The sequence below is a fragment of the Corynebacterium sp. KPL1995 genome (genome assembly GCF_000477935.1).
Lineage (GTDB): Bacteria > Actinomycetota > Actinomycetes > Mycobacteriales > Mycobacteriaceae > Corynebacterium > Corynebacterium pseudodiphtheriticum.
Map to the genome: position 1 here is coordinate 1,036,689 of NZ_KI515715.1, position 14,835 is coordinate 1,051,523.

Sequence of the window (14,835 nt, forward strand, 5' to 3'; positions counted from 1 at the left end):
ATGCTATCTGATCACGGAATTCCACAGCAATAAAAGATGCTAAAAAATACCAGCGGTTGTAGGGCAGTCACATGCCAGAGTGGCTGAAACCCGCTTCCGCGTGAGGTGCTGGAAGGACCCATCTTGGCAGTCTCCCGCCAGACCAGTTCAGTGGCTAATATTCCCGGAGCCCCGCAACGGTACTCGTTCGCGAAGATTAACGAACCGATCGCCGTCCCGGGGCTTTTAGACCTACAACGAGACTCTTACGATTGGCTCATCGGTACGCCCGAGTGGCGTGAGCGCGAACAAGAACGTCGCGGTGCCGATGCGCAGATTACTTCAGGGCTCGAGGATATCCTGAATGAGCTTTCGCCGATTGAGGATTACTCCGGCAACATGTCTCTTTCGTTGTCTGAGCCCCGTTTCGAACCGGTGAAAAACACCGTCGACGAGGCGAAAGAAAAAGACATTAACTACTCCGCACCACTGTATGTGACTGCGGAATTCATTAATTCCGATACCCAGGAGATCAAGTCCCAGACTGTTTTCATCGGTGATTTCCCGATGATGACCGAAAAGGGCACCTTCATCGTGAACGGTACAGAGCGCGTCATTGTTTCGCAGCTGGTCCGTTCCCCGGGTGTTTACTTTGATCGTTCTATCGACAAATCCACCGAGCGTCCGCTGCATGCGGTGAAGGTTATCCCTTCTCGTGGCGCGTGGCTGGAATTTGACGTTGATAAGCGTGACACCGTCGGCGTGCGTATTGACCGCAAGCGTCGCCAGCCGGTTACTGTGCTGTTGAAGGCTTTGGGTTGGACCGAAGAGAAGATCCGGGACCGTTTCGGCTTCTCCGAACTTATGATGTCCACGCTGGAAGCTGACGGCGTTGCCAATACCGACGAGGCTTTGTTGGAAATCTACCGCAAGCAACGTCCGGGCGAGCAGCCTACCCGCGATCTGGCGCAGTCGCTGCTGGACAATTCTTTCTTCAACCCGAAGCGCTATGACTTGGCACGCGTTGGTCGTTACAAGATCAACCGCAAGTTGGGCTTGGGTGGCGATCATGATGGTCTGAGCACCCTAACTGAAGAAGACATTGCTACCACGCTGGAATATCTGGTGCGTTTGCACACCGGCGAGCGGGAGATGCAATCGCCGGAAGGTCAGCATCTGATGTTGGACACCGACGACATCGACCACTTTGGTAACCGTCGTCTGCGTACTGTTGGTGAGTTGATTCAAAACCAGGTGCGCGTCGGTTTGTCTCGTATGGAGCGCGTCGTACGTGAACGTATGACCACCCAGGATGCAGAGTCGATCACTCCGACTTCTTTGATTAACGTCCGTCCGGTCTCTGCTTCGATTCGCGAATTCTTTGGTACTTCCCAGCTGTCCCAGTTTATGGACCAGAACAACTCACTGTCTGGTCTGACCCACAAGCGTCGTCTCTCCGCGCTGGGTCCTGGCGGTCTGTCGCGCGAGCGCGCCGGCATCGAAGTTCGTGACGTGCACCCTTCGCACTACGGACGCATGTGTCCAATTGAGACCCCGGAAGGTCCGAACATTGGTCTGATCGGTTCATTGGCATCGTACGCTCGAGTGAATTCCTTCGGCTTTATCGAGACCCCATACCGCAAAGTTGTGGATGGTCGCGTTACTGACGAAGTTGAGTACCTGGCTGCCGATGCGGAAGACCGTTATTCCATTGCCCAGGCTGAGGTCCCAACCGCAGAAGACGGCACGATTACCAGTGACCGTATCGAGGTCCGCCAGAAGGATGGCGATATCGCCGTTACCACTGCTGACGGCGTAGATTACGTTGACGTTTCCCCACGACAGATGGTTTCTGTCGCTACCGCGATGATTCCGTTCCTGGAGCACGACGACGCTAACCGTGCTTTGATGGGTGCGAACATGCAGCGCCAGGCGGTTCCTCTGGTCCGTTCCGAGGCACCATATGTTGGCACGGGTATGGAATTGCGCGCCGCATATGACGCTGGCGACGTAGTCATTACGCCGAAGGCAGGCGTTGTGGAAAACGTCTCTGCGGATCTGATCACCATCATGGATGATGATGGCATTCGCGATACCTACATGCTGCGCAAATTCGAGCGCACCAACCAGGGCACCAACTACAACCAGACTCCACTGGTTAATATTGGCGACCGCGTCGAGGCAGGCCAAGTGCTTGCCGACGGCCCTGGTACCCATAACGGCGAAATGTCGTTGGGCCGCAACATGCTGGTGGCGTTCATGCCATGGGAAGGCCACAACTACGAGGACGCGATCATTCTGAATCAGTCCATCGTGGAAGATGACTCTTTGACGTCCGTGCACATCGAAGAACACGAAATCGATGCTCGTGACACCAAACTTGGTGCCGAAGAAATTACTCGCGAAATTCCGAATGTTTCGGAAGATGTTCTACGAGACCTCGACGAGCGCGGAATCATCCGCATCGGTGCAGACGTCCGCCCAGGCGACATCCTGGTCGGTAAGGTCACGCCGAAGGGTGAAACTGAGCTGACCCCTGAGGAGCGTTTGCTCCGTGCCATCTTTGGTGAGAAGGCTCGCGAAGTTCGCGATACCTCGATGAAGGTTCCACACGGTGAGACCGGCAAGGTCATTGGCGTGGCGCGCTTCTCTCGTGAGGATGACGATGATCTCTCGCCAGGCGTCAATGAGATGATTCGCGTCTACGTTGCCCAGAAGCGCAAGATCCAGGATGGCGATAAGCTCGCTGGCCGTCACGGTAACAAGGGTGTCGTCGGCAAGATCCTGCCGCCGGAGGATATGCCATTCATGGAAGACGGAACCCCGGTTGACGTCATCCTGAACACCCACGGTGTTCCTCGTCGTATGAACATTGGTCAGGTTTTGGAGATTCACCTGGGTTGGCTGGCACATGCCGGTTGGAAGGTTGATCCCAACGATCCGCAAAACGAAGAACTTATCAAGACCCTGCCGAAGGAACTGTACGACGTTCCAGCCCATTCGCTGACCGCAACCCCGGTTTTCGACGGTGCTTCCAACGAAGAAGTCTCTGGTCTGTTGGCTAACTCCCGTCCAAACCGAGACGGCAATGTCATGGTGGATCGCCATGGTAAGGCTCGTTTGTTTGACGGCCGCTCCGGTGAGCCATTCGAGCACCCGATCTCCGTCGGTTACATGTACATCTTGAAGTTGCACCACCTGATCGACGAGAAGATTCACGCTCGCTCGACTGGTCCTTATTCCATGATTACCCAGCAGCCGCTGGGTGGTAAGGCACAGTTCGGTGGTCAGCGCTTCGGTGAGATGGAGGTGTGGGCAATGCAGGCATACGGTGCCGCCTACACCCTGCAGGAGCTTCTGACGATCAAGTCCGACGATGTGGTTGGACGTGTGAAGGTCTACGAGGCGATCGTGAAGGGCGATAACATTCCGGATCCGGGTATCCCAGAGTCCTTCAAGGTCTTGCTCAAGGAGCTGCAGTCGCTGTGCCTGAACGTTGAGGTTCTTTCCTCTGACGGAACTCCGATGGAGCTGTCTGGCTCTGACGAGGACGACGAAGCCGGACCATCGCTGGGCATTAACTTGTCCCGCGATGAGGGCGCCGCTGCAGACATCTCCTAAACGGCAAAACCAACGCCGAAATACCAAAAGTCCTTAATAGTCATTGCAATCCCTCCTTCATCGGAGGGGAAAGGGTATTTACGTGTTTGACGTAAACCTCTTCGACGAACTCCGCATTGGTCTTGCCACTGCCGACGACATCCGCCGTTGGTCCAAAGGCGAGGTCAAGAAGCCGGAAACCATCAACTACCGCACCCTGAAGCCGGAACGTGACGGCTTGTTCTGTGAGCGCATCTTCGGACCAACCCGCGACTGGGAATGTGCCTGTGGCAAGTACAAGCGTGTCCGCTACAAGGGCATCATTTGTGAGCGCTGTGGCGTTGAGGTGACCAAGTCCAAGGTGCGCCGTGAGCGCATGGGCCACATCGAGCTGGCTGCTCCAGTGACCCACATCTGGTACTTCAAGGGTGTTCCTTCCCGTCTGGGCTACTTGTTGGATTTGGCTCCAAAGGATCTGGAGCGCATCATCTACTTCGCGGCGAACATCATCACTTCAGTAGATGAGGAAGCCCGCCACAACGACTTGTCCACTCTGGAAGCAGAAATGCTTTTGGAAAAGAAGGACGTCGAAGACGACACCAATTCTGAGATCGCCGAGCGGGCTCAGAAGCTCGAGCAGGACCTAGCGGAACTGGAAGAAGCAGGTGCGAAGGCCGACGCACGTCGTAAGGTGCAAAACGCTGCCGAAAAAGAAATGCAGCACATGCGCGAACGCGGCGAGCGCGAAGTTGATCGTCTCGACGAAATCTGGAACCACTTCGTCAAGCTGGCTCCAAAGCAGATGATCATCGACGAGACCATCTACGAAGAACTCGTCGATCGCTACGAGGATTACTTCACCGGTGGCATGGGTGCGGAAGCCATCCAGACTCTGATCCGTAACTTCGATCTTGAAGCTGAGGCTGAAGAGCTTCGCGGCATCATCAATGAAGGCAAAGGCCAGAAGAAGATGCGCGCTCTGAAGCGCCTGAAGGTTGTCGCCGCATTCCTGAATTCTGGTAACGATCCTGCTGGAATGGTTCTGGATTCCATCCCAGTTATTCCGCCAGAGCTTCGTCCAATGGTGCAGTTGGATGGTGGCCGATTCGCTACCTCCGACTTGAACGACCTCTACCGTCGTGTGATCAACCGCAACAACCGTCTGAAGCGCATGCTGGATCTCGGTGCTCCGGAGATCATCGTGAACAACGAGAAGCGCATGCTGCAGGAGTCGGTGGATGCACTGTTCGACAACGGCCGACGCGGCCGTCCTGTCGCTGGCCCGGGTAACCGCCCACTGAAGTCCTTGTCCGACCTCTTGAAGGGTAAGTCGGGTCGTTTCCGTCAGAACCTGCTTGGTAAGCGTGTGGACTACTCCGGCCGTTCGGTTATTATCGTCGGCCCGCAGCTGAAGCTGCACGAGTGTGGTCTGCCGAAGTTGATGGCGTTGGAGCTGTTCAAGCCATTCGTCATGAAGCGCCTGGTGGAAAACGACTATGCGCAGAACATCAAGTCCGCCAAGCGCATGGTTGAGCGTCAACGTCCAGAAGTTTGGGACGTTCTCGAAGAAGCAATTTCGGAGCACCCAGTGCTGCTGAACCGCGCACCAACCCTGCACCGTCTGGGCATTCAGGCATTCGAACCGAAGCTGGTCGAAGGTAAAGCCATCCAGCTGCACCCACTTGCCTGTGAGGCCTTCAACGCCGACTTCGACGGCGACCAGATGGCGGTTCACCTGCCGCTGTCCGCCGAGGCACAGGCCGAAGCTCGCGTGCTGATGCTGTCGTCGAACAACATTTTGTCCCCAGCATCCGGTAAGCCATTGGCCATGCCGCGTCTGGATATGGTCACCGGTCTGTACTTCTTGACCATGAACAAGCGTGCCGACGAACAGGGCGGAGAGGGCCGCTACCAACCTGCCGACGAAAATGGTCCGGCACAGGGCGTGTACTCGTCGTATGCGGAAGCCATCATGGCACGCGACCGCGGCGTTCTGGGCTTGCAGGCGCCTATCAAGGTCCGTATTTCTCACTTGCGTCCACCGCGCGAAATCGAGGAAGCGCAGTTCCCAGAAGGCTGGCAGCGCGGAGATACTTGGTTGGCTGATACCACCCTGGGTCGCATCATGTTCAATGAACTGCTGCCATGGGACTACCCGTACCTTGAAGGCGTCATGGTGCGTAAGGGCGGTGGCTCGGAGAAGATCCTGCTGGGCGATGTCATTAATGACTTGGCCGTAAAGTATCCAATGATCTCCGTCGCACAAACGCTGGACAAGATGAAGGATGCCGGCTTCTACTGGGCAACCCGATCCGGTGTGACCATTACGATGCACGACGTTTTGGTGCTGCCAAACAAGACCGAGATCCTCGAGTCTTATGAGGCCGAAGCAGAGCGTATCGAGCGCAAGTACTGGGAGCAGGGTGCTCTGACCGAGCGCGAGCGCTATGAGCGCTTGGTCGAACTCTGGAAGGATGCGACCGACAAGGTCGGTACTTCTGTTGAGGAGCTGTACCCAGACGACAACCCAATTCCGATGATCGTGAAGTCGGGTGCCGCGGGTAACATGCGTCAGATCTGGACGCTGGCCGGTATGAAGGGCATGGTTGTGAACTCGAAGGGTGACTACATCACCCGTCCGATTAAGACTTCCTTCCGCGAAGGTCTGTCGGTTCTCGAGTACTTCAACAACTCGCACGGTTCCCGTAAGGGTCTGGCCGATACCGCTCTGCGTACCGCAGACTCCGGTTACCTGACCCGTCGTCTGGTCGACGTTGCCCAGGACGTTATTGTCCGCGAAGAAGACTGTGCGACCCGCCAGGGCGTGCGTGTGCCAATCGGTGAGCAGATCACTGACGACACATACGCAGTGCACGAGCTCTGGGAGACCTCCGCTTCCGGTCGTGTGGTTGCCTCCGATGTCAAGGACGCCAATGGTGAGGTTTTGGTCGCTGGCGGCGACGATTTGACTGAGGAGAACACCCAGAAGCTGGTCGATGCCGGAATCACCGAGATCAAGGTTCGTTCGGTTCTTACTTGCCAGACTCCAGCAGGTGTCTGTGCGAAGTGCTACGGCAAGTCCATGGCTTCCGGCAACTTGGTCGACATCGGCGAGGCCGTCGGTATCGTGGCTGCCCAGTCCATTGGTGAGCCTGGTACCCAGCTGACGATGCGTACCTTCCACCAAGGTGGTGTCGGCGGCGACATTACCGGTGGTCTGCCGCGTGTTCAGGAACTGTTTGAGGCCCGGAACCCGAAGAACCGTGCCCCAATTGCATCGGTCGCCGGTGAGATCTCGTTGTCGGACGAAGGGAACTTCTGGACCCTGACCATCCACCCAGATGATGGTTCGGACAATGTCGTTTACGAGAAGCTGTCGAAGCGTCAGGGCCTGGCGCAGGTGCGTCGCCCAATGGAATCCAACCCGGATGCCATGATTGAACGCGCACTGCGAGACGGCGACCACGTCGAGGTCGGCGAGCGTTTGCTACGCGGTGCTGCCGATCCGCACGATGTTCTGGAAGTTCTGGGACGTCGTGGCGTCGAAAAGCACCTTATCGACGAAGTGCAAGCCGTGTACCGCACCCAGGGTGTGGCTATCCACGATAAGCACATTGAGATCATCATCCGCCAGATGCTGCGCCGCGGTACGGTCATCGATTCCGGTACTACATCGTTGTTGCCGGGCAACCTGATCGACCTCTCCGAGGCCAAGCAGGTCAACGCGGCCCAGGTCGCAGAGGGCGGACAGCCTGCCGAGATGCGTTCCGAGATCATGGGTATTACCAAGGCCTCCCTGGCTACCGAGTCGTGGCTGTCGGCTGCTTCGTTCCAGGAGACCACCCGCGTTCTTACCGACGCCGCCATTAACAAGCGCTCTGACTCGTTGATCGGTCTGAAGGAAAACGTCATCATCGGTAAGCTCATCCCGGCTGGTACCGGTATTAACCGTTACCGCAACATCACCGTTAAGCCGACGGAGGCTGCTCGCAATGCGGCATACTCTATCCCTACCTATGGTGACTCCATCTACGGCGACGATGGCTACAGTGACTTCACTGGCGCTTCCGTCCCACTGGACGAGACCTTCGAGCTCTAAAGCGCTGTTTGTGTCCCGCAGCTTCCATAGGCGCAGGGACCCACAGCATTAGGACTATTATCGCCACTCGGTGCTAGTCCTAAGCCGTTCTGCAAGGCCCTATCCCTTTTCGGGGTAGGGCCTTTTGCGCGCCCAGATCGTGCTTGGTGTTTAGACTCGAGTGAGCCTTGTGGGCGGGCTGAGCCGAAATTACCGGCATTTCAGACAGGTCAAGGCCGTGCGTGCCTGGTGCACCACCTGGGTGTGGTGATTGTTCCCATAAGTGCTTGGAAAAACTTAGCCTTGGGTATAGCGTAAAGCGGGCTTAGAATCTTAAAAAGATCATTAGAATTTCAGAAAGGCAGCCATGTCTGATCATTCCTCCAATGCGCGCGCGACAGCAGAACCGAAACGTAGCCTGACTTGGCGCCCGATCGACATCGTCATCGTCGCCATCTTGGGTGTGGCGACTGGATTCATCTTCGTAGTCTGGAACAACATCGGTTACGCGTGGTTTACCGCTATGGATAATCTCACGCCAGGGCTGGGTGGTCTGGCGGTGGGCATTTGGCTGCTCGGTGGTGTGCTTGGTGGATTAATTATCCGGAAACCGGGTGCGGCGATCTTCGTCGAGGTTTTTGCGGCCAGTGTTTCTGCAGCTCTGGGTTCGCAATGGGGGCCGGAAACCCTCTATTCCGGTTTGGCACAGGGGTTGGGTGCGGAATTGATCTTCCTTATCTTTGCCTACCGCAAGTTTAATATCGTCGTCGCCACGCTTTCTGGTATCGGGGCAGGTGTTGGCGCCTGGACGTTGGAATTGTTCCTCTCTCCGAACCTGGCAAAATCGCTGGAATTCAACATTATCTACCTCGTATGCGTTGCCATTTCGGGTGCGATCCTGGCTGGCATTCTGGGTTTTTCGTTAATGAAGTCACTGGCGAAAACGGGTGCTCTCGACCGTTTCGCGGCTGGTCGGGAGCACCGCGCATAGAGCTTCCGGACCAAAAACACTAGCTCTCCATCATTCGACACCAATCGCATCCTTATCGATATGTCAGCAACAGCGGTCGAAATTGCTAATTACACCTGGAGGCATGCTGGGCGCGCGAAGCCAGCGATCGACAATCTGAACCTAGAGATTGCGGCCGGCGAACGTGTGCTCATTTGTGGTAATTCGGGTTCAGGGAAATCCACTTTGGTCGCTGCCATCGCTGGTGTGTTGGGCGGTGATGAAGAAGGCGATGAATCTGGCCGGTTGTTGCTTGCAGATGCCAGCGGTAGAAAAGAGCCTGCAGGAACCTCAACACCAGTGGGCCTGGTATTACAGGATCCGGACTCGCAGGTAATAGCTGCACGCGTGGGGGACGACGTCGCATTTGGCTGCGAAAATCTAGGATTGGAGCGCACCGAAATTTGGTCCCGGGTCCGTGAGGCCCTGCCATTGGTGGGTTTGAATCTCCCGTTAGACCATCCGACTGCATTCTTGTCTGGTGGCCAAAAGCAGCGCTTGGCTCTGGCGGGTGTTATTGCCATGCGTCCGGGCATCATCATTTTGGACGAACCCACCGCGAATCTTGACCCCGAAGGCGCGCGTGACGTGGTGCAAGCGGTAACCAACGTTGTAAACCACACTGGAGCGACATTGCTGGTCGTCGAGCATAATTATGACGTTTGGCTGCCATTATTAGAGCGTGGTTTGGAGTTTTCTGCAGGTAAACTTGTCGACGACGCACCGGCCAAAGACATCGTAAACCGGCGCCGCATTGGAAACCTCCCAGAGGCAGCGCCGAAGTTAGCAAACAATGCCGCAGCGCTCACGGCGCATGAGGTCATAGCAGCGGAACAACCTGCTCATTTGCCTGCACGCAGCCTGCACCTGCCTGAACATGCGTCGACGGTGCTTACCGGCGCTAATGGTACTGGTAAGACTACGCTGCTGATGACGCTGGCGGGCTTGCGGCCTCTTGCCTCAGGCCGGATTGATTTGGCAGATTCTATCCGTGATGGCCTACGGGGCAACGTCGCAAAGTGGAAGTCTCGGCAGCTGGCCCAGCGCATTGGATATGTGTTTCAGAACCCGGAGCATCAATTTGTCGCCCGCACGGTATTGGAAGAACTGCAAGTGGGTCCGAAGGTGATGGGTCTGGAGGTCAGTGCGCGCCGCTATGATGAGCTGTTGGAGCGGCTGTCCCTGGCCCATCTTGCACGAGCCAACCCCTTTACCTTGTCCGGTGGAGAAAAGCGGCGCCTTTCTGTGGCTACTGCCTTGATAGCCGCACCGAAATTATTGCTTTTCGACGAGCCGACTTTTGGGCAAGATCCCCATACCTTCGGCGAACTGGTCGCAATTGTGCGTGGTTTGGTTGACGAAGGTGTAACCGTGGCCTCAGTGACGCACGATGAGAACTACCGTAATGCGCTTGGTGATAACCATGTCGAGTTGTTAGCGACAGGGGGTAAGTGAGATGGCTTCCGAGCAGATCCCTTCTGTAACGCTTATCCCTTCTGGGGCGCCGAAGATTAACCCGTTGACCCGCATTTTGATCATGCTGTTGGTGACCACCCCTTTGTTGCTGAGCCTGGATTGGCTAAGCGCCACGGTCTCGTTGGTTATCACTATCGTGGCAGCTCTTATCGGGGGAGTGGGATGGAAGAAACTGGTGGCCACGCTTTGGCCTTTACTGTTGGTCGCGCCGTTGTCGGGCATCTCGATGCTGCTATATGGCGCCGAAGGCGGCGAGGTCTATTTCGAGTTTTGGTTGATGACGATCTCTGACAACTCCATTGAATTGGCCATTGCAATCATGATTCGAATCCTTGCGGTGGCGAGCCCGGTGATTTTGTTGGCCCGGAATATTGATCCCACACGCTTGGGCGATGCGCTGGCACAGATAGTGCGTGTTCCGGACCGCTTTGTCATTGGTTCGGTGGCAGGTGTACGAATGACGGGCTTGTTCAAAGACGATTGGGTGGCGATGAATCGCGCTCGTCGTGCTCGCGGCTTGGGTGATCGGGGAAGAATTGCCCATTTCTTCACTATGGCTTTTGGCCTGTTGGTGCTGGCTTTAAGGCGTGGCGGCAAACTTGCCACCGCCATGGAAGCTCGTGGGTTTGGCCGCCGGCCGCTCTATGGGGAGCACCGATCGTGGGCGCGGCCCTCGCGCTTGCGCACCGCAGATTGGCTGGCTTTGGGGCTTGCCCTCGTGTGTGCCGCAATCCCGGTGGTGGTCGCAGTGATGGTCGGCAGTTGGCGCTGGTTTGGTCTCTAATCTGCTTAGGTATCCGCTGTTCTGGCCGTATTTTGTTGTGCGGGGTGAAGGCCTTTGGACGGTGCTGGTGCGGCACTTGTCGACGCCGCTTGCTAAGGAAATACACTGAGTAAGCCAGTTGAGGGCCCAATCCAGGCCGGAAAATTGTTGCGCTCGGACAAACAGGTGCACTGAGGCAATCTTCTCTGGCAAGGACGGTCCTGGATTGATAGCCCCGCCGATTGAACTCGCGCTTGAGAAGTGCTATCCTACGAGTTGGTTCGTCTCACTTAAGTGGTGGGATGATAAGTCTGATCATCTTCTTGGCGCAGAAACGCCAATGGAGACGTTCTGGACACGCGGAAGGGCCCCGGAAAAGAGCCCCCATTTTTGCGTGTTTGGATGCGTTGTCTAGTCCAGCTCCGGCTGGCGCCACAAAGGTGAAGAAAACTCAACCGACAAGAAAGACTGGTTTATGCCAACTATTCAACAGCTGGTCCGCAAGGGCCGCCACGATAAGAAGTCGAAGGTGGCAACCGCAGCGCTGAAGGGTTCCCCACAGCGTCGTGGTGTCTGCACTCGCGTCTACACCACCACCCCAAAGAAGCCAAACTCGGCGTTGCGTAAGCTTGCTCGTGTTCGTCTGACCTCTGGTGTAGAGGTTTCGGCCTACATTCCAGGTGAGGGTCACAACCTCCAGGAGCACTCCATGGTTCTGGTCCGTGGTGGACGTGTAAAGGACCTTCCAGGTATTCGTTACAAGATCGTCCGTGGCGCTCTTGACACCCAGGGTGTTAAGGACCGTAAGCAGGCTCGTTCCCGTTACGGCGCAAAGAAGGGGTAATAAACAATGCGTAAGAATCAAGCTCCAAAGCGTCCAGTTGTTAAAGACCCGATCTACCAGTCGGAGCAGGTATCCCAGCTGGTCAACAAGGTCCTGCTCGATGGTAAGAAAGCTACCGCTGAACGCATCGTGTATGGCGCTCTAGATAAGTGCAAGGAAAAAACCGGAACTGACCCGTTGGGCACCTTGGAGAAGGCACTGGGCAACATCCGTCCAGACCTTGAGGTCCGTTCCCGCCGTGTCGGTGGCGCTACATACCAGGTTCCAGTAGAAGTACGCCCAAGCCGTGCGAACACTCTGGCCCTGCGCTGGCTGGTTACCTTTACCCGTAAACGTCGCGAGAACACCATGATCGAGCGTCTAGCTAACGAGATCTTGGATGCCTCCAACGGTTTGGGTGCTTCCGTCAAGCGTCGTGAAGACACTCACAAGATGGCTGAAGCCAACCGCGCTTTCGCCCACTACCGCTGGTAATTCGCTGTTTAACCAGACTGCGAAGCTTCTCCCGTTGAGTTATGTCTCGGCACGGAAGCAAACGCAGTCCGGACACGACAGATTGACCCGCAATGCGCCAGCCCAACCTGGAGGATTACGGGTCATTTGTTTAGCAGCCCGCATGCAAAATCGGCGACAAAAGCTTCGGCCAAGACTGTGCAAAGGACGTCGATAATAGCTAAACGGCTGCCAAACGAAACTTTTCGTGGCATTATCGCAATTAACGCGACTATCGCGCGGAAATTTACAGCAACAACTATTTTGATGGGGTAAAACTGTGGCACAAGAAGTGCTTAAGGATCTAAACAAGGTTCGCAATATTGGCATCATGGCCCACATCGATGCTGGTAAAACCACCACCACCGAGCGTATCTTGTTCTATACCGGTATTAACCGCAAGGTTGGTGAAACCCACGACGGTGGTTCGACCACCGACTGGATGGAGCAGGAAAAAGAGCGCGGTATTACCATTACTTCCGCTGCCGTTACCTGTTTCTGGGAAGGCAACCAGGTCAACATCATTGACACGCCTGGCCACGTCGACTTCACCGTCGAGGTTGAGCGTTCCCTGCGTGTGCTCGATGGCGCCGTAGCTGTTTTCGATGGCAAGGAAGGCGTTGAACCGCAGTCCGAACAGGTTTGGCGTCAGGCTGCGAAGTACGACGTTCCGCGTATCTGCTTCGTGAACAAGATGGACAAGCTCGGTGCAGACTTCTACTACACCGTGCAGACCATTATCGATCGTTTGGGTGCCAAGCCACTCGTTATGCAGCTCCCAATCGGCGTTGAGGATGATTTCGACGGCGTCGTCGACCTGCTGCAAATGAAGGCTTATATGTGGCCTGGCAAGGTCGAAGTCGGTGCTGAACCTCAGCTGACTGAGATTCCTGCAGACCTGCAAGAAAAGGCCGAAGAATACCGTGAGAAATTGGTCGAAGCTGTTGCTGAGACTGATGAAGAACTCATGGAAAAGTACTTCGGTGGCGAGGAAATCTCCATCGATGAGTTGAAGGCACAGATTCGTAAGCTGGTTGTTAACTCTGAAATCTACCCGGTTTACTGTGGTACTGCGTACCGCAACAAGGGTGTCCAGCCATTGCTGGACGCTGTCATTGATTTCTTGCCAAACCCAATGGACGTTGGCGAAGTCATTGGCCACGAAATGGGCAACGAAGATGTTGAGATGCGTCGTAAGCCATCGGCTGAAGAACCGTTCTCCGGTCTGGCGTTTAAGATTGCTGCGCACCCATTCTTCGGCCAGCTGACATTCGTTCGCGTTTACTCCGGACGTGTGGAGCCAGGCAACGAAGTTCTGAACTCCACGAAGAATAAGAAGCAGCGAATCGGCAAGATTTTCCAGATGCACGCCAACAAGGAAAACCCTGTTGACGAAGCACTCGCAGGAAACATCTACGCGATTATTGGTCTGAAAGACATCACCACCGGTGACACCATCTGCTCCAAGGAAGACCCAATCATCCTGGAGTCCATGGACTTCCCGGATCCAGTTATCCAGGTTGCAATCGAGCCAAAGACCAAGGCTGACCAAGAGAAGCTATCGACCGCTATCCAGCGTCTCGCTGACGAGGACCCAACCTTTACCGTTAAGCTGGATGAAGAATCCGGCCAGACTGTTATCGGCGGCATGGGCGAGCTGCACTTGGACGTCCTGGTTGACCGCATGAAGCGCGAATTCAAGGTTGAGGCAAACATCGGTAACCCACAGGTTGCCTACCGCGAGACCATCCGTAAGTCGGTTGCTTCCTTGGACTACACTCACAAGAAGCAGACCGGTGGTTCCGGACAGTTCGCTAAGGTTATCGTCTCGATCGAGCCTTATGCTCCAGACGAGAGCGAGCTGGAGGAAGGCGAGAGCCCGTTGTACAAATTCGAGAACGCGGTTACTGGTGGCCGTATTCCGAAGGAGTACATCCCTTCAGTCGACGCAGGTATCCAGGACGCCATGCAGTATGGCTACCTGGCTGGCTACCCGCTCGTCAACATCAAGGCAACCCTTGAAGACGGCGCTTACCACGACGTTGACTCTTCGGAGATGGCCTTCAAGCTGGCCGGATCCCAGGTACTAAAGGAAGCAGTAGCTAAGGCTAAGCCTGTGCTACTGGAGCCATTGATGGCCGTAGAGGTAGTTACGCCTGAAGAATTCATGGGTGACGTCATTGGCGACATCAATGCTCGCCGTGGACAGGTCGAATCCATGGATGACCGTTCCGGCGCCAAGGTCGTTAAGGCCCGCGTGCCGCTGTCCTCTATGTTCGGTTACGTTGGCGATCTGCGTTCCCGTACCCAAGGTCGTGCGAACTACACCATGGTTTTCGACTCCTACGGTGAAGTTCCACAATCTGTTGCAGAAGAAGTTATCGCCGCACGTACCGGCGGTTCCACAAACTAAATCGAGAAGAAGTGGGGAAATGGCTCCCCACCTGAGTCCGGGCGCCAAACATTCGGCAACTAACAACCCTGTTAAGCACCGTTTATTGGGTCGCTCGGCTCAATTCTCGCCGGGTTGCGGCCGCGCTGAGCTCATTACTTTCCGTTCTTTCGCATCGTAGATTATGAACTTTCCTAATCGC

General features: G+C 55.7%; 8 protein-coding genes. All 8 read left to right on the forward strand.

Annotated elements, in window-relative coordinates; translation table 11 throughout:
• Positions 1-105 precede the first annotated feature (105 nt).
• The 8 genes from HMPREF1292_RS04560 (at position 106) to fusA (ending at position 14,654) form a co-directional block, all read left to right on the forward strand.
• Positions 106-3,600, forward strand: coding sequence for a DNA-directed RNA polymerase subunit beta (locus HMPREF1292_RS04560; protein WP_027017513.1), 3,495 nt, complete (start codon positions 106-108; stop codon positions 3,598-3,600).
• Positions 3,601-3,682: 82 nt separating this feature from the next.
• On the forward strand, positions 3,683-7,678 hold the full coding sequence (locus HMPREF1292_RS04565) for a DNA-directed RNA polymerase subunit beta' (protein ID WP_023018939.1): 3,996 nt from the start codon (positions 3,683-3,685) through the stop codon (positions 7,676-7,678).
• 346 nt (positions 7,679-8,024) lie between these two features.
• Positions 8,025-8,648, forward strand: coding sequence for an ECF transporter S component (locus HMPREF1292_RS04570; protein WP_021352939.1), 624 nt, complete (start codon positions 8,025-8,027; stop codon positions 8,646-8,648).
• Between the two features lie 60 nt (positions 8,649-8,708).
• Complete coding sequence (locus HMPREF1292_RS04575) at positions 8,709-10,121, forward strand: ABC transporter ATP-binding protein (protein ID WP_023018940.1); 1,413 nt, start codon at positions 8,709-8,711, stop codon at positions 10,119-10,121.
• 1 nt (position 10,122) lies between these two features.
• Positions 10,123-10,926 carry an energy-coupling factor transporter transmembrane protein EcfT gene (locus HMPREF1292_RS04580; RefSeq protein ID WP_023018941.1) on the forward strand — a complete coding sequence of 268 codons (804 nt, stop codon included), beginning with the start codon at positions 10,123-10,125 and terminating at the stop codon, positions 10,924-10,926.
• Between the two features lie 454 nt (positions 10,927-11,380).
• Positions 11,381-11,749, forward strand: coding sequence for a 30S ribosomal protein S12 (rpsL, locus tag HMPREF1292_RS04585; protein ID WP_018121319.1), 369 nt, complete (start codon positions 11,381-11,383; stop codon positions 11,747-11,749).
• A 6-nt stretch (positions 11,750-11,755) separates the two neighbouring features.
• Positions 11,756-12,223 carry a 30S ribosomal protein S7 gene (rpsG, locus tag HMPREF1292_RS04590; RefSeq protein ID WP_021352942.1) on the forward strand — a complete coding sequence of 156 codons (468 nt, stop codon included), beginning with the start codon at positions 11,756-11,758 and terminating at the stop codon, positions 12,221-12,223.
• Between the two features lie 298 nt (positions 12,224-12,521).
• The gene (gene fusA / locus HMPREF1292_RS04595; protein WP_021352943.1) at positions 12,522-14,654 is read left to right on the forward strand and encodes an elongation factor G; all 2,133 of its coding nucleotides are present in this window, start codon (positions 12,522-12,524) and stop codon (positions 14,652-14,654) included.
• The last annotated feature ends 181 nt before the right edge of the window (positions 14,655-14,835 follow it).